Source organism: Salmonella sp. SAL04157, assembly GCF_046551635.1.
Classification (GTDB): domain Bacteria; phylum Pseudomonadota; class Gammaproteobacteria; order Enterobacterales; family Enterobacteriaceae; genus Salmonella; species Salmonella enterica.
Map to the genome: position 1 here is coordinate 266,334 of NZ_JBGDVS010000002.1, position 15,278 is coordinate 281,611.

At 53.9% G+C, this 15,278-nt stretch carries 13 protein-coding genes; 8 read left to right on the forward strand and 5 right to left on the reverse strand.

The window, feature by feature from the left end:
- The first annotated feature begins 177 nt into the window (after positions 1-177).
- Both ndh and ACLJRE_RS04860 read left to right on the forward strand, forming a co-directional pair.
- The gene (gene ndh, locus ACLJRE_RS04855) at positions 178-1,482 is read left to right on the forward strand and encodes an NADH-quinone dehydrogenase (protein WP_000211053.1); all 1,305 of its coding nucleotides are present in this window, start codon (positions 178-180) and stop codon (positions 1,480-1,482) included.
- Between the two features lie 178 nt (positions 1,483-1,660).
- Positions 1,661-2,200: a glycine zipper 2TM domain-containing protein gene (locus ACLJRE_RS04860; RefSeq protein ID WP_023212270.1), complete on the forward strand. Its 540-nt coding sequence runs from the start codon at positions 1,661-1,663 to the stop codon at positions 2,198-2,200.
- Between the two features lie 74 nt (positions 2,201-2,274).
- On the opposite strand, the gene comR is transcribed toward ACLJRE_RS04860, so the two are convergent.
- Positions 2,275-2,910 (reverse strand): TetR family copper-responsive transcriptional repressor ComR, encoded by a 636-nt coding sequence (gene comR / locus ACLJRE_RS04865; RefSeq protein WP_000205985.1) that lies wholly within the window; start codon positions 2,908-2,910, stop codon positions 2,275-2,277.
- Positions 2,911-3,151: 241 nt separating this feature from the next.
- Here comR and bhsA point away from each other — a divergent pair, with 241 nt between their 5' ends.
- The gene (bhsA, locus tag ACLJRE_RS04870) at positions 3,152-3,409 is read left to right on the forward strand and encodes a multiple stress resistance protein BhsA (protein WP_000800159.1); all 258 of its coding nucleotides are present in this window, start codon (positions 3,152-3,154) and stop codon (positions 3,407-3,409) included.
- Between the two features lie 96 nt (positions 3,410-3,505).
- Here bhsA and ACLJRE_RS04875 read toward each other — a convergent pair whose 3' ends face one another.
- Both ACLJRE_RS04875 and mfd read right to left on the reverse strand, forming a co-directional pair.
- A complete protein-coding gene (locus ACLJRE_RS04875; protein WP_023212269.1) occupies positions 3,506-4,471 on the reverse strand; it encodes a L,D-transpeptidase family protein in 966 nt (321 codons plus the stop codon).
- A gap of 147 nt (positions 4,472-4,618) precedes the next feature.
- A complete protein-coding gene (gene mfd / locus ACLJRE_RS04880) occupies positions 4,619-8,065 on the reverse strand; it encodes a transcription-repair coupling factor (protein ID WP_001114324.1) in 3,447 nt (1,148 codons plus the stop codon).
- A 337-nt stretch (positions 8,066-8,402) separates the two neighbouring features.
- Here mfd and lolC point away from each other — a divergent pair, with 337 nt between their 5' ends.
- Genes lolC through cobB form a run of 5 tightly spaced genes read left to right on the forward strand, consistent with a single transcriptional unit; the run spans position 8,403 to position 13,320 of the window.
- Positions 8,403-9,602 (forward strand): lipoprotein-releasing ABC transporter permease subunit LolC, encoded by a 1,200-nt coding sequence (gene lolC, locus ACLJRE_RS04885; protein ID WP_001518787.1) that lies wholly within the window; start codon positions 8,403-8,405, stop codon positions 9,600-9,602.
- Complete coding sequence (gene lolD, locus ACLJRE_RS04890) at positions 9,595-10,296, forward strand: lipoprotein-releasing ABC transporter ATP-binding protein LolD (RefSeq protein ID WP_001033714.1); 702 nt, start codon at positions 9,595-9,597, stop codon at positions 10,294-10,296. Before lolC ends, lolD begins: the two co-directional genes overlap by 8 nt.
- Entirely contained in the window at positions 10,296-11,540 is a 1,245-nt protein-coding gene (gene lolE / locus ACLJRE_RS04895; protein WP_023212268.1) for a lipoprotein-releasing ABC transporter permease subunit LolE, read from the forward strand. Before lolD ends, lolE begins: the two co-directional genes overlap by 1 nt.
- A gap of 28 nt (positions 11,541-11,568) precedes the next feature.
- Positions 11,569-12,480 carry an N-acetylglucosamine kinase gene (gene nagK, locus ACLJRE_RS04900; RefSeq protein WP_058108926.1) on the forward strand — a complete coding sequence of 304 codons (912 nt, stop codon included), beginning with the start codon at positions 11,569-11,571 and terminating at the stop codon, positions 12,478-12,480.
- An 18-nt stretch (positions 12,481-12,498) separates the two neighbouring features.
- Positions 12,499-13,320 (forward strand): Sir2 family NAD+-dependent deacetylase, encoded by an 822-nt coding sequence (cobB, locus tag ACLJRE_RS04905; protein WP_001191856.1) that lies wholly within the window; start codon positions 12,499-12,501, stop codon positions 13,318-13,320.
- Positions 13,321-13,401: 81 nt separating this feature from the next.
- Here the strand turns inward: cobB and potD are convergent, their stop codons facing one another.
- Positions 13,402-14,448: a spermidine/putrescine ABC transporter substrate-binding protein PotD gene (gene potD / locus ACLJRE_RS04910; RefSeq protein ID WP_000759329.1), complete on the reverse strand. Its 1,047-nt coding sequence runs from the start codon at positions 14,446-14,448 to the stop codon at positions 13,402-13,404.
- 24 nt (positions 14,449-14,472) lie between these two features.
- Positions 14,473-15,252, reverse strand: a complete 780-nt coding sequence (potC, locus tag ACLJRE_RS04915; protein ID WP_000580299.1) for a spermidine/putrescine ABC transporter permease PotC — start codon at positions 15,250-15,252, stop codon at positions 14,473-14,475.
- Positions 15,253-15,278 lie beyond the last annotated feature (26 nt).

A 15,278-nucleotide genomic window follows, 5' to 3' on the forward strand; every position in this document is an offset into this window, starting at 1 on the left:
AGCTGTCTATCTTTTCAGCATGAAAACTTGATGCACATCAATTTTGGTATGACCAATGCACCGTTCATGCTATTCTCATATCAGAAGCTTATTCTCATTAACGTAACTTGTTGTTAATTAAAGGCTATACTAATAACGTTTAATTAACAATTGGTTAATAAATTTAAGGGGGTCACGTTGACTACACCATTAAAAAAGATCGTGATTGTCGGCGGCGGCGCTGGCGGGCTGGAAATGGCGACGCAGTTAGGCCATAAACTGGGGCGCAAGAAAAAAGCGAAAATCACGCTGGTAGACAGAAATCACAGCCATCTGTGGAAACCATTGCTGCACGAAGTGGCGACTGGCTCTCTGGACGAAGGCGTGGATGCGCTGAGCTATCTGGCTCATGCGCGTAATCATGGTTTCCAGTTCCAACTGGGGTCGGTGATGGATATCGATCGCGAAGCGAAAACCATCACCATTGCCGAGTTGCGTGATGAAAAGGGCGAACTGCTGGTGCCGGAGCGCAAAATCGCGTATGACACGCTGGTGATGGCGCTGGGCAGCACCTCTAATGATTTCAACACGCCGGGCGTGAAAGAGCACTGTATCTTCCTCGATAACCCGCATCAGGCGCGCCGTTTTCACCAGGAGATGCTGAACCTGTTCCTCAAGTATTCGGCTAATCTGGGCGCGAACGGTAAGGTCAATATCGCCATCGTTGGCGGCGGTGCGACGGGGGTTGAGCTGTCGGCTGAACTGCATAATGCGGTAAAACAGCTGCATAGCTATGGTTATAAGGGTCTGACCAACGACGCGCTGAACGTGACGTTGGTTGAGGCTGGCGAGCGTATTCTGCCTGCGTTGCCACCGCGTATCTCCAGCGCCGCGCATAATGAACTGACCAAACTGGGCGTTCGCGTGCTGACGCAAACTATGGTCACCAGCGCCGACGAAGGCGGTCTGCATACGAAAGAAGGTGAATATATTCAGGCCGATCTGATGGTGTGGGCGGCGGGTATCAAAGCGCCAGATTTTATGAAAGAGATTGGTGGTCTGGAAACGAACCGCATTAACCAACTGGTGGTGGAACCGACGCTGCAAACCACGCGCGATCCTGATATTTATGCGATTGGCGACTGCGCTTCCTGCGCACGTCCGGAGGGAGGTTTTGTGCCGCCTCGCGCTCAGGCGGCGCATCAGATGGCTACCTGCGCGATGAATAACATTCTGGCGCAGATGAATGGCAAGCCGCTGAAAGCTTACCAGTATAAAGATCATGGATCGCTGGTCTCTCTGTCCAACTTCTCTACCGTGGGTAGTCTGATGGGGAACCTGACCCGCGGTTCAATGATGATTGAAGGACGTATCGCCCGCTTCGTGTATATCTCGCTATACCGTATGCACCAGATAGCGCTGCATGGATACTTTAAAACCGGCCTGATGATGCTGGTGGGCAGTATTAACCGCGTCATTCGTCCGCGCCTGAAACTGCATTAATTTCTCTGCGCCTCACCGGCTGCTCGCGCCGGTGAGCGTTTCTCCATCACTCGCTTCGGAGTTGTCCGAATCCTTCAGCTTTACCGCCTCATCCCGCATTTTTCATCCTCATTCCGATTGGCTTTGTTCGCATACTGGTTGCAAAATTGTTACCAATAGCAACGAAGGAGGAACTCCCGTGAATAAATCAATGTTGGCGGGTATAGGGATTGGCGTAGCGGCTGCGCTGGGTGTGGCGGCAGTGGCCAGTCTCAACGTATTTGATCGTGGTCCGCAATATGCGCAGGTGATATCGGTTAAACCGATTAAAGAGACGGTAAAAACGCCGCGTCAGGAGTGCCGTAATGTCACGGTCACGCATCGCAGACCGGTTCAGGACGAAAACCGTATTGCCGGCTCGGTGCTTGGCGCAGTAGCAGGCGGCGTGATTGGACATCAATTTGGCGGCGGTCGTGGTAAAGATGTGGCGACGGTCGTCGGGGCGCTGGGCGGCGGTTATGCTGGCAATCAAATCCAGGGATCAATGCAGGAAAGTGATACCTACACTACCACGCAGCAACGCTGTAAGACGGTGTATGACAAATCTGAAAAGATGCTTGGCTACGACGTGACCTACAAAATTGGCGATCAGCAGGGCAAAATCCGCATGGATAAAGACCCCGGAACGCAAATTCCCCTCGACGGCAATGGCCAACTGGTTCTGAATAACAAAGCATAAAAAAGCTGTACTCTGCAAGTTAGCCCCTCATTCGCTCAGGCTGAGGGGCTTTTTTTTATCCGAAGCCGCGTCGTTCAGGGCTTGAGCAGTTCAGGCCAGATGCGCAGAGTCGTACGCGTAATTTGCATCAGTTGTTCGAAGGTGGCTCCTTCACGGGCGCTGATCGACATTCCCTGTAAAATACAGTTTATATATTCCGCGAGCGCCTGCGGGTTACAGTGCGCCGGAATTTCACCGCGCTCCTGACGTTGGCGCAGAAACTGGATGAGCGTCTGTTCCTGCATGGCGTGGCGTGATTTTACCGTGCGGGCGATATCGCGCGAGGAGGCGGCGAGGGTGGCGGACGTATTAATCATAAAGCAGCCAGCCGGCGTGTCTGTACTGGTAAAGCAGGCGGCAATTTCTGTGAAGTAATCTTCCAGCGCCGATTCCACGCTTTTCTCTTCACAAAAGAGCTGGGCTTCGTGCTTTGAGGCAAAGCGAGTGATGTAGCGATCCAGGACAGCGCGAAATAATCCTTCTTTGTTAGTGAATTCCGCATAGAGAGTAGGCGCTTTCGCCCCGGTAGCCTCTACGAGATCGGCAAGCGAAGTTGCTTCATAGCCGTGCTGCCAGAAGAGAGTCATGGCCTTATCAAGCGCAGCTTCCCTGTCGAACACTTTTGGTCGGCCACGGCTTTTCTTCGCGCAACTCGTGGTATCCGTTGTCATGATGCCGTTGTACCTGTTTAAAGAGCGGTCTCTCTATTATAAAAACAAACCACTTCTGGCTCCAGAGTATTCATTAGAAAAATAAATCAATTCTATTCACATGAAAAATAACATCTTTATAAATTATATAACGATCATTATAAAAAGAAGTTGACGTGTGATGTAGATCACATCTATGATTAACTTATCGATCGTTAAGTTAATGCTTACGACACCCATTCATCTGCTAAAGGTCATCACTATGAAAAACGTAAAAACCCTCATCGCTGCTGCGGTACTGAGTTCGCTCTCATTCGCCAGCTTCGCCGCCGTTGAAGTTCAGGCAACGCCAGAAGGTCAACAGAAGTTCGGCACCATTTCCGCGAATGGCGGCACGAATCTGGGCTCGCTGGAAGATCAGCTGGCGCAAAAAGCGCAGGAGATGGGGGCGAAGTCTTTCCGTATTACCTCTGTTACCGGCCCGAATACCCTTCACGGTACAGCGGTAATCTATAAGTAAGCATTAACCCTCATTAATGCCGCTGCGATTGCCACAATAAAAAGAGAAAGCCTCGCGATGCATCGCGAGGCTTTTTTGTCGGTCAGCTATTCACGCTTACAGCGACTGCGGTTTCGCCTCTGCTTGACGGGTTACATCCACCGGCATTCCGGAGCGCACTTCCATAACATGTTCCATCACCGCGGCATCGGTCTGCGGTGCGTCCTTAAAGGTCTGCATCGGGCCATTCAGCACAATCGGCAGCACCTGCGGATCGTCGCCTATATTTTTAGACAGCGGCTGATGAACTTCCACCAGTCGCACGCCGCCTGGCTCCACCGAGGCTTTAATCGGCGTATTGATAATATTCACTTTGGTTCCCGGCGTGACCTGACGGAACAATGTCTCTATATCACCGTCGCGCAGACGGATACAGCCGGAACTGACGCGCATACCAATGCCAAAATCGGCATTCGTGCCATGTAACAGATAGACGCCGCCGTAGGCCGCTAAACGAATCGCGTGATGCCCCATTGGGTTATCGGGACCGGCAGGCACCACGGCGGGGAGATCGATGCCTTGTGCTTTATAACGGGCGCGAATATTGGCGGTCGGCGTCCAGGTTGGATTGGCGCGTTTATCCGAAATGGTCGTCACCATCGTTGGCGTCAGGGTATCGCCGCCCAGTTGGCCAATCCCGATAGGGTAGACCGTGACCGTATTTTTCCCCGGTTGATAATAGTAAAGCCGTAATTCCGCGAGGTTAATGACGATACCTTCACGTGGCGCGTCCGGTAGCAGCGTTTGCAGCGGAATCGTCAGCACGCTGCCTGCGCGTGGCACGTAAGGATCAATGCCGGGGTTGGCCTGTAACAGGGCTAAAAAGCCCACGTTATATTTTTTGGCGATCGCCTCCAGCGAGCCGCCGTCGTCTTCAACGACATGGAATTTATTTTCTCCCACCAGTCGACTGCCGGGGGGCGGAAGAGGCCACGTATTTGCCTGCGCGGGAAGGGCAAGCATGATGGTCGCGGTAAGCGCAAACAACGCCCACCAGCGAGAGAGTCGCGTATTGTTGAACATTATAATAAACCCATGATTATTATGTGGTTATTTTTATAAAAGAGGAAATAAGAATTATGGCGGCTGGCTGTGTCTGAAACTGCAGGGAAGTGCAAAGAATTTGTAAAGATTAGGCCGGACGCAGAGTAATGACGCCCGGCCTGACGCTTATGCAATAGCGTTTTCTTCCAGTTGCTGCATGAACTGGCGTACCCAGTCTATACGCGTTTTACGTTCGCTTAAATCCTGAATAAACTTGAGGCGCGTCGGACCATCCAGACGGAAATGCTGCGGTTGTTTTTGCAGCAACCCGATAAGCCAGGCAGGGTCAACGTGGTTTTTCTCGGCGAACTCAATCGTTCCGCCTTTCTCGTTACCCTCCAGTTTTCGGATGCCGAGCTTTTGCGCCTGTTGGCGCAGGCGGGCGATATCCAGCAGATTACGCGCTGGATCGGGCAGCAGGCCGAAGCGATCGATCAATTCCACTTTGATCTCTTCCAGCTCGTTTTCGTTCTTCGCGCTGGCAATGCGTTTATAGAATGACAGTCGGGTATTAACATCCGGAATAAAATCATCCGGCAGTAACGACGGCATTCGCAGCTCGACTTCCGTTTGCTGACTGGTGAGATCTTCCAGCGAGGGTTCGCGGCCTGCTTTCAGCGCATCGACGGCGTTTTCCAGCAGTTCCATGTAGAGTGAGAAGCCGATGGTTTCCATTGAGCCGCTTTGCTCTTCGCCAAGCAGTTCGCCCGCGCCGCGGATCTCCAGATCGTGGGTCGCCAGCGCAAACCCGGCGCCTAAATCCTCCAGCGACGCAATCGCCTCCAGCCGTTTTTGCGCATCGGTGGTCATGGCCTTAGGATGTGGCGTCAACAGCCAGGCGTAGGCCTGGTGGTGCGAGCGCCCTACGCGGCCACGCAACTGGTGCAACTGCGCGAGGCCGAAATGATCCGCGCGTTCAATGATGATCGTGTTAGCGGTGGGGATGTCGATCCCCGTTTCGATAATGGTAGTACACACCAGCACGTTAAAACGTTGATGGTGGAAATCGTTCATGACCCGTTCCAGCTCACGTTCGCGCATCTGCCCGTGGCCTATAGCGATTCGCGCTTCCGGCACCAGTTCCGCCAGCCGCTCTGCGGCTTTCTGAATATTTTCGACGTCATTGTACAAATAGTAAACCTGACCGCCGCGCAGGATTTCACGCAGAATCGCTTCCCTTACTACCAGGCTATCATACTCGCGGACAAAGGTTTTTACCGCCAGACGACGGGCAGGGGGGGTGGCGATAATGGAGAGATCGCGCATACCGCTCATCGCCATATTCAGCGTCCGCGGGATCGGCGTCGCCGTGAGCGTCAGAATATCGACATCGGCGCGCATCGCCTTAATTCGCTCTTTGTGGCGCACGCCGAAACGGTGCTCTTCATCGACAATCAGCAGGCCGAGGTCGCGCAGCTTCACATCGCTTTGTAGCAGTTTATGCGTACCGATCAGAATATCGATCTTACCCTCGGCGGCTTCCGACAGGATTTGCGTCTGCTCTTTGGCGCTGCGAAAGCGGGACAGCATCTCAATGCGTACCGGCCAGTTGGCGAAACGGTCGCGGAAGTTGTCATAGTGTTGCTGCGCCAGCAGCGTGGTCGGCACCAGTACCGCTACCTGTTTATGGTTTTCCACCGCCAGGAACGCGGCGCGCATCGCCACTTCGGTTTTGCCGAAGCCGACGTCGCCGCACACCAGCCTGTCCATCGCCAGCGGTTGGCACATATCGCTCAATACGGCGTTAATCGCCTGTGCCTGATCGGGCGTCGTTTCAAACGGGAAGCTGTCGCAGAATAACTGATATTGCTCACGATCATGCTTAAAGGCAAAACCCTCTTTTGCCGCCCGTTGCGCATAAATATCCAACAGTTCCGCTGCGACATCGCGCACTTTTTCCGCCGCTTTCTGCCGGGCGCGCGACCAGGCGTCGCCGCCCAGTTTATGCAGCGGCGCACTTTCTTCCGCGCCGCCGGCATAGCGGCTAATCAGATGCAACGAGGAGACCGGCACATACAGTTTGGCGTCATTGGCGTAGGTGAGCATCAGATACTCACCCTTGATGCCGCCAGCCTCCAGAGTGGTCATGCCGGCATAGCGCCCGACGCCGTGCTCCAGATGCACTACCGGTTGACCGACGTGGAGCTCCGCCAGGTTACGAATCAACGTATCCGGGTTGATCGTGCGGCGGGAATCCAGGCGGCGACGTGCAACCCGCTCACCCAGGAGATCGCTTTCACAAATCAGAGCCAGATTGCGTTGGGTGTCGATAAAACCATGTTCTGCGGCGCCAATCATCAGATAGCGTCCCGCATCCTGCGCCTCGTCCAGGCGTAATATCCGCTTCGGCGCGATTTTTATGCGAGCCAGGAGCTCTCCCAGCGCTTCGCGGCGTCCTTCGCTTTCCACCGAAAAAATCACCGGGCCGCTGAAAGATTCGAGGAACTTACGCAGCGCGTCCAGCGGCGCTTTCTGCTGCGCCTGGATAGCCAAATCCGGTAATTTCTGGAAACCGAGATTGGTATTGGCGGCCTTTTCCGGCAGATGGTCGGTTTTAAGCTGGAGGCGAGGCCAGCGTTTAAGCTCGGAAAAGAGCTCATCTACCCGTAGCCAGAGGGCTTCCGGCGGCAAAAGCGGGCGCATAGGATCGACGCCGCGATTTTCAAAACGCGCCAGCGTATCGGCCTGAAAGCGTTCGGCGCTGGTTTCCAGCGAGCCGGTATTCACCACCAGAGTATTGGCGGGGAAGTAGCTAAATAATGGCGGTAACGGTTCGCTGAAAAAGAGCGGCTGCCAGTATTCGATCCCGGCGGGCAGGGTGCCTTTGCTGACCTGCTGATAGATGTGCTCGGCGTCGCGTTTTACCTCAAAGGTATCGCGCCACTGGCTACGGAAAAGCTCAATAGCGGCTTTGTCGGTAGGAAATTCGTGCGCGGGCAACAAATTGATGGCCTCGACCTCCTCCAGCGTACGCTGGGTATCCGCGTCAAACAGACGCAGGCTGTCGATTTCATCATCAAAAAAGTCGAGGCGATAAGGCTGTTCGCTGCCCATCGGAAAGAGATCCAACAGCGCGCCGCGCGTCGCGTATTCGCCATGCTCCATCACCTGATCGACATGCCGATAACCGGCGCTGTCAAGCTGCGCGCGCAGAGCGTCGCGGGACAGCCGCTGGCCTTTTTTCATCACCAGCGCATGACCATGCAGATAGCTATGCGGACAAACGCGCTGCATCAGGGTGTTTACCGGTACAATCAAGACGCCGCGCTGCATTGACGGCAACTGGTAGAGCGTGGACAGGCGCGAAGAGATAATTTCCTGATGCGGGGAGAAGCTGTCATACGGTAGCGTTTCCCAGTCCGCCAGGTTCATGACCATCTGATCGGTAAACTGGCGGATTTCATCATGCAATCGCAGAGCATTTTGCATGTCAGGCGCTATGAGTACCACCGGACCGGCATGGCGTTCGGCTATCTCCGCCACCAGCGTAGCGCAGGCGGCGCCGGTAAGTTCGCCCAACTGGCGCTGATCGCCCGCTTTTGTCGGCAGCGTGTAACGTTGTTTTTCAGGCATAACGGTTGTCAGTATCTCTTTTTGTTTTACGCCGCACTCTACGCGTCACCCTTCAGGCTGCTTCATGGTTGGCTGCGCGCCAGGACAGCATGAAGGACTCAGGTATTCAGGGGCATATGACTGATAAGCAATGTTCTTTATTATCCGCGATCGTTGTTTATTAGCAAATTGAATCCGCCGGATAACGCGCCGAACAGGTAAAGTATGAACATGTAAGTGACTTGATTTGTCGGCCTTTTTCAGAATAACGCTGACGAACTCTTACGGTTCAGACATTTACGCATTCCGCTTTCGCTTATATACTCGGGACTTTGCTAACAGCAACCAGACGGATTACATGTATCAACCTGTCGCTCTATTCATCGGCCTGCGTTACATGCGCGGGCGTGCAGCAGATCGCTTCGGTCGCTTCGTTTCCTGGCTTTCCACTATCGGCATTACCCTGGGGGTGATGGCGCTGGTCACGGTATTGTCGGTGATGAACGGTTTTGAGCGCGAACTGCAAAATAACATTCTTGGTTTGATGCCTCAGGCCATCCTCTCTGCTGAACATGGTTCTCTTAACCCGAATCAGATGCCGGAAAAAGCGGTGAATCTGCAAGGCGTTAACCGTATTGCGCCGCTGACGACGGGCGATGTCGTACTGCAAAGCGCGCGTAGCGTTGCGGTTGGCGTGATGTTGGGTATCGATCCGGCGCAAAAAGATCCATTAACGCCGTATCTGGTCAATGTGAAGCAAAGCGAATTACAGCCGGGTAAGTATAATGTCATCCTCGGCGAGCAGCTCGCCGGACAGTTAGGGGTCAACCGCGGCGATCAGATTCGGCTAATGGTGCCATCTGCCAGCCAGTTTACGCCAATGGGACGCCTGCCCAGCCAGCGTCTGTTTACGGTGATTGGCACATTTGCCGCCAATAGCGAGGTCGATGGCTATGAAATGCTGGTCAATATTCAGGACGCGTCGCGTTTAATGCGCTATCCGGCAGGCAATATTACCGGCTGGCGTCTGTGGCTGGATGAACCGCTGCAAGTCGATACCCTCAGCCAACAGACGCTGCCGCAAGGCACGAAGTGGCAGGACTGGCGCGAACGCAAAGGCGAGTTGTTCCAGGCTGTGCGCATGGAAAAGAACATGATGGGATTGTTGCTGAGTCTCATCGTGGCGGTCGCGGCTTTTAACATTATTACTTCGTTGGGCCTGATGGTCATGGAGAAGCAGGGCGAAGTGGCGATTTTACAAACTCAAGGGCTGACGCCGCGACAAATTATGATGGTCTTTATGGTGCAGGGGGCCAGCGCCGGGATTATCGGCGCGCTGTTGGGCGCCGCGCTGGGCGCATTGCTTGCCAGCCAACTGAATAACCTGATGCCGATCATCGGCGCGTTTCTGGATGGCGCTGCGTTGCCCGTGGCGATAGAGCCGTTACAGGTGATCGTTATCGCGCTGGTGGCAATGGCCATCGCGCTGCTTTCTACGCTTTATCCTTCCTGGCGCGCTGCCGCCACTCAACCCGCTGAGGCTTTACGTTATGAATAAGATCCTGTTGCAATGCGACAACCTGTGCAAACGCTATCAGGAAGGCACCGTACAAACCGACGTGTTGCACGATGTCAGCTTCAGTATCGGCGAAGGCGAAATGATGGCGATCGTCGGCAGTTCCGGTTCGGGTAAAAGTACGTTGCTGCACCTGTTAGGCGGGCTGGATACGCCCACCTCCGGCGATGTGATTTTTAGCGGCCAGCCGATGAGCAAACTCTCCTCTGCGGCAAAAGCGGAATTACGTAACCAGAAACTGGGGTTTATCTATCAGTTTCATCATCTTCTGCCGGATTTTACGGCGCTGGAAAACGTGGCGATGCCATTATTGATTGGCAAAAAGAAACCGGCGGAGATTGACGCTCGGGCGCGAGAAATGCTGCACGCCGTAGGGCTGGAGCATCGCGCAACCCATCGACCTTCGGAACTTTCCGGCGGTGAGCGCCAGCGTGTCGCGATAGCGCGCGCGTTGGTGAATAATCCGCGTCTGGTACTGGCGGATGAGCCGACCGGTAATCTGGATGCGCGTAATGCCGACAGTATTTTTGAGCTTCTGGGCGAGTTAAATCGTCTGCAGGGAACCGCGTTTCTGGTGGTGACTCACGATTTGCAACTGGCGAAACGTATGAGCCGCCAGCTTGAGATGCGCGATGGCCGCCTGACGGCGGAACTAAGCCTGATGGGGGCTGAGTAATGGCGTCGCCTTTATCATTATTAATTGGGTTGCGCTTCAGCCGTGGGCGGCGGCGCGGCGGTATGGTTTCGCTCATTTCCGTCATTTCTACCATCGGTATCGCGCTGGGCGTGGCGGTATTGATTGTCGGTTTAAGCGCGATGAACGGTTTCGAACGCGAGTTGAACAACCGTATTCTGGCGGTGGTTCCACACGGGGAGATTGAAGCGGTCAATCAGCCGTGGACCAACTGGCGTGAAGCGCTGGCAAAAGTGCAGAAGGTGCCGGGCATTGCCGCCGCCGCGCCGTATATCAATTTTACCGGCCTGGTAGAGAGCGGGGCGAATTTGCGCGCCATTCAGGTTAAAGGCGTCGACCCTAAGCAAGAGCAGCAGCTTAGCGCGTTACCGTCATTTGTGCAAAATCACGCCTGGGATCATTTCAAAGCGGGCGAACAGCAGATCATTATCGGCAAAGGTGTCGCCGATGCGCTGAACGTGAAACAGGGCGACTGGGTGTCCATCATGATCCCCAATGCGAATGCCGACCATAAGCTGCTCCAGCCCAAACGCGTGCGTTTGCATGTCATCGGGATTCTGCAACTGAGCGGCCAGCTCGATCACAGCTTCGCCATGATCCCGCTTGAGGATGCGCAGCAGTATCTGGATATGGGGGCCAGCGTTTCCGGTATCGCGCTTAAAGTCCATGACGTGTTTAATGCGAACAAACTGGTGCGTGACGCTGGTGAGGTGACTAACAGCTATGTCTACATTAAGAGCTGGATCGGCACCTACGGCTATATGTATCGCGATATCCAGATGATTCGCGCCATTATGTATCTGGCGATGATTCTGGTGATCGGCGTGGCCTGTTTTAATATCGTTTCCACCTTAGTGATGGCGGTAAAAGACAAAAGCGGCGACATTGCGGTATTAAGAACGCTGGGGGCGAAAGATGGTTTGATTCGTGCCATTTTCGTCTGGTACGGACTACTGGCGGGCTTGCTGGGCAGCTTGATTGGCGTGGCGACCGGCGTTGTCGTTTCGCTTCAGCTTACCGCCATTATTAATGGGATTGAAAAGGCGATCGGGCATCAGTTTTTGTCCGGCGATATCTATTTTATCGACTTCCTGCCATCCGAATTACATTGGCTGGACGTTGTTTACGTACTGGTCACGGCGTTGTTGTTAAGCTTACTGGCGAGCTGGTATCCGGCGCGGCGGGCGAGCAACATTGACCCTGCGCGAGTATTGAGCGGCCAGTAATCGCGGAATATAAAAACAAGGAGCGGTGATGTATTACGGGTTTGACATTGGCGGAACAAAGATTGCGTTAGGCGTATTTGACTCAACGCGGCGGCTACAGTGGGAAAAACGGGTTCCCACGCCCCATACCAGCTATAGCGCCTTTTTAGGCGCCGTGTGCGAACTGGTCGCGGAAGCCGACCAGCGATTTGGCGTAAAAGGGTCGGTAGGGATTGGCATACCCGGTATGCCGGAAACCGAAGACGGCACGCTGTACGCCGCGAATGTCCCGGCAGCCAGCGGTAAGCCGTTGCGCGCCGATCTCAGCGCCCGACTGGATCGCGATGTGCGTCTGGACAATGACGCTAACTGTTTTGCCTTGTCCGAAGCCTGGGATGATGAATTCACGCAATATCCTTTGGTTATGGGGCTTATCCTCGGCACCGGCGTCGGCGGTGGCCTGGTGCTAAACGGGAGGCCGATTACCGGTCAGAGCTATATCACCGGCGAGTTTGGCCATATGCGTTTGCCGGTTGACGCGCTAACGTTGATGGGGTTTGATTTTCCTCTCCGCCGTTGTGGATGCGGCCAGATGGGCTGCATTGAGAATTATCTGTCCGGGCGCGGGTTTGCGTGGCTATATCAGCATTATTATCATCAATCGCTGCAGGCGCCGGAGATTATCGCGTTGTGGGAGCAGGGCGATGAGCAGGCGCACGCGCATGTTGAGCGCTATCTGGATTTACTGGCGGTTTGTCTGGGGAATATACTGACGATTGTCGATCCCGATTTATTGGTGATCGGCGGCGGACTATCGAACTTTACGGCAATAACAACGCAACTGGCGGAAAGACTGCCGCGCCATCTCCTCCCTGTTGCCCGCGCGCCGCGCATTGAGCGTGCGCGGCATGGGGATGCAGGTGGGATGCGCGGTGCTGCTTTTTTACATCTTACCGACTAATCAAAAAAAGAGGTTGTTATGCAGTCGCGTCGGTTTCATCGATTAAGCCGCTTTCGTAAAAATAAACGTCTGTTGCGTGAACGTCTGCGCCAGCGGATCTTTTTCAGAGACAGAGTGGTGCCGGAAATGATGGAAAACCCAAGAGTATTAGTCCTTACAGGTGCAGGAATTTCTGCAGAGTCTGGTATTCGTACGTTTCGCGCGGCGGATGGCCTTTGGGAAGAGCATCGGGTTGAAGATGTGGCCACGCCGGAAGGATTCGCCCGTAATCCGGGGCTGGTGCAGACATTTTATAATGCCCGCCGTCAGCAGCTTCAACAGCCGGAAATACAACCCAATGCGGCGCATCTGGCGTTAGCGAAGCTTGAAGAAGCGCTTGGCGATCGCTTTTTGCTGGTGACGCAAAACATCGACAATTTGCATGAACGCGCGGGCAATCGCAACATCATTCATATGCATGGCGAGCTGTTGAAGGTGCGCTGTTCGCAAAGCGGCCAAATTCTGGAATGGAACGGCGATGTGATGCCGGAAGATAAATGTCACTGCTGCCAGTTCCCGGCGCCGCTACGTCCGCACGTGGTGTGGTTTGGCGAGATGCCGCTTGGCATGGATGAAATTTATATGGCGCTGTCGATGGCGGATATTTTTATCGCCATTGGCACATCCGGTCATGTCTATCCGGCTGCGGGTTTTGTGCATGAAGCAAAACTGCACGGCGCACATACGGTGGAACTGAATCTTGAGCCAAGCCAGGTCGGCAGCGAGTTTGAAGAGAAGCACTACGGCCCGGCAAGCCAGGTTGTGCCGGAATTTGTTGATAAATTCCTGAAAGGGCTGTAGTGCTGTTTGCCCGGTAACGCCTTATCCGGCCTACATTTCACGTTACGTTCATCTGTAGGCCCGACAGGCGCTTTGGCTGAATTAGCGTCCTGCTTTTAGCTTCTGATAATATTCTTCATAAATGGCGCTGGCGTCGCCGACATCGTTTTGCCACTCGCCTTTGCTGATGGTTTGCGCATCCGGATAGAGCGACTTATCATTGGCGACCTCCGGGCTTAACAGCTTACGCGCCGCCAGGTTGGGGGTAGGGTAGCCGATGGTTTCTGCCACCTCTTTCGCGACGTCAGGACGCAGCAGGAAGTTGATTAGCTTCAGCGCGCCCTCTTTATTTTTCGCGTTCGCCGGAATAGCCAGGCTATCCATCCAGAAAATACCGCCTTCTTTCGGCCAGACGACCTCCAGCGGCGTGCCAGCCTGACGAGCAACGAAGGCCGAACCGTTCCACACCATCCCCAGGTTGACTTCCCCTTCCATATACGGATTCGCCGGATTATCGGAGTTGAAGGCCGCTACGTTCGGCATCAGTTTTTTCAACTCTTCATATGCCGCTTCGATCTCTTTCGGATCGGTAGTGTTACCGGAATAACCTAGCTTGCGCAGCGCCATCTGGAAGACTTCTCGCGCATCGTCGGTTAAAAGCAGGCTGTTTTTATATTCCGGTTTCCACAAGTCAGCCCAGCTGGTAATGGTTTTTGGATCGATAGCATCGCTGTTCACGCCAATCGCCGTTGCGCCCCAGATATACGGAACAGAATAATCGTTGTTGGGGTCAAACGGTTTGTTGAGCATTTCCGGATCGAGGTTGTGGAAATTGGTTAATTTCGACTTATCGATCTTCTGGATCATGCCTTCTTTGCGCATTTTGTCGACATAGTATGTAGAAGGAACAACCAGGTCATACGCGCCATCTTTATAGGTTTTGAGTTTGGCATACATGGTTTCGTTCGACTCGTAGGTCGAATAAATCACCTTAATGCCGGTCTCTTTAGTGAACTGTTCCAGCAGGCCCGGCGGTACATACTCAGTCCAGTTATAGAAATAGAGAGTGTCGTTGTCGGAGGCATGAGCGGCACTCATACCCAGCGCCAGGGCGCCCGCCGCGAGCAGGTGGCGTGACCATTTTTTCATTTAACGTCCCCTGAATTACGGGCCTTATCGGCCCTTGGTTTTATCACGAGCAATAAGCTGGCTGGCAATGACCATTACCAGAGACAGCACCAATAAAACGGTCGCCAGCGCGTTCACTTCTGGTGAAACGCCGACTTTTACCATGGAATAAATCTTTAAGGGTAAAATTTCATAGCCCGGCCCGGTGACAAACGACGAGACCACTACATCGTCCATCGACAACGTAAAGCTCAGCAACCAGCCCGCCGCCACCGCCGGCATCGCCAGCGGCAGAATGATTTTGCGTAAAATCGTTACCTCACTGGCCCCCAGGTCTTTTGCGGCTTCCAGCATTCTGACATCAAAGCCTTTCAGGCGCGAATAGACCGTGACGACCACAAACGGCAGGCTAAAGGTGATGTGCGAGAACAGCAACGACCAAAAGCCCAGTTGAATGCCGAGTAACATAAACAGCACCAGCAGGGAGATCGCCATCACGATATCCGGCGACATCATTACTACAAACAGCATCCCGCTGACGAATGGCTTCCCGCGAAAGCGGTAGCGATAAAGCGCCACCGCGGTTAACGAGCCAATCAACGTGGCGAAGGTCGCTGAAAAAATCGCCATCGTCAGTGAATGTTGAGCGGCCTGCAACAGACTGTCGTTATTGACCAGTAGTTCGTACCATTTAGTGGTAAAGCCCTGCCAGTTAATGCCGAACCGCGAACTGTTGAAGGAGTTCACGATCAGAATAATGATGGGAATATACAGATACGCATAGATGGCAGTCATGAAACCGCCACGGAGCAGCCGACCGATCATTCAAGTTCCACCTTCTTATTCAGAGG

Excerpts from the sequence above, each read along its gene's own strand:
- potC (WP_000580299.1), bottom strand. The coding sequence starts at position 15,252 with ATGATCGGTCGGCTGCTCCGTGGCGGTTTCATGACTGCCATCTATGCG.
- mfd (WP_001114324.1), bottom strand. The coding sequence starts at position 8,065 with ATGCCTGAAAAACAACGTTACACGCTGCCGACAAAAGCGGGCGATCAG.
- ACLJRE_RS04875 (WP_023212269.1), bottom strand. The coding sequence starts at position 4,471 with ATGTTCAACAATACGCGACTCTCTCGCTGGTGGGCGTTGTTTGCGCTT.
- lolD (WP_001033714.1), top strand. The coding sequence starts at position 9,595 with ATGAATAAGATCCTGTTGCAATGCGACAACCTGTGCAAACGCTATCAG.
- comR (WP_000205985.1), bottom strand. The coding sequence starts at position 2,910 with ATGACAACGGATACCACGAGTTGCGCGAAGAAAAGCCGTGGCCGACCA.
- cobB (WP_001191856.1), top strand. The coding sequence starts at position 12,499 with ATGCAGTCGCGTCGGTTTCATCGATTAAGCCGCTTTCGTAAAAATAAA.
- potD (WP_000759329.1), bottom strand. The coding sequence starts at position 14,448 with ATGAAAAAATGGTCACGCCACCTGCTCGCGGCGGGCGCCCTGGCGCTG.
- nagK (WP_058108926.1), top strand. The coding sequence starts at position 11,569 with ATGTATTACGGGTTTGACATTGGCGGAACAAAGATTGCGTTAGGCGTA.
- lolC (WP_001518787.1), top strand. The coding sequence starts at position 8,403 with ATGTATCAACCTGTCGCTCTATTCATCGGCCTGCGTTACATGCGCGGG.
- lolE (WP_023212268.1), top strand. The coding sequence starts at position 10,296 with ATGGCGTCGCCTTTATCATTATTAATTGGGTTGCGCTTCAGCCGTGGG.
- bhsA (WP_000800159.1), top strand. The coding sequence starts at position 3,152 with ATGAAAAACGTAAAAACCCTCATCGCTGCTGCGGTACTGAGTTCGCTC.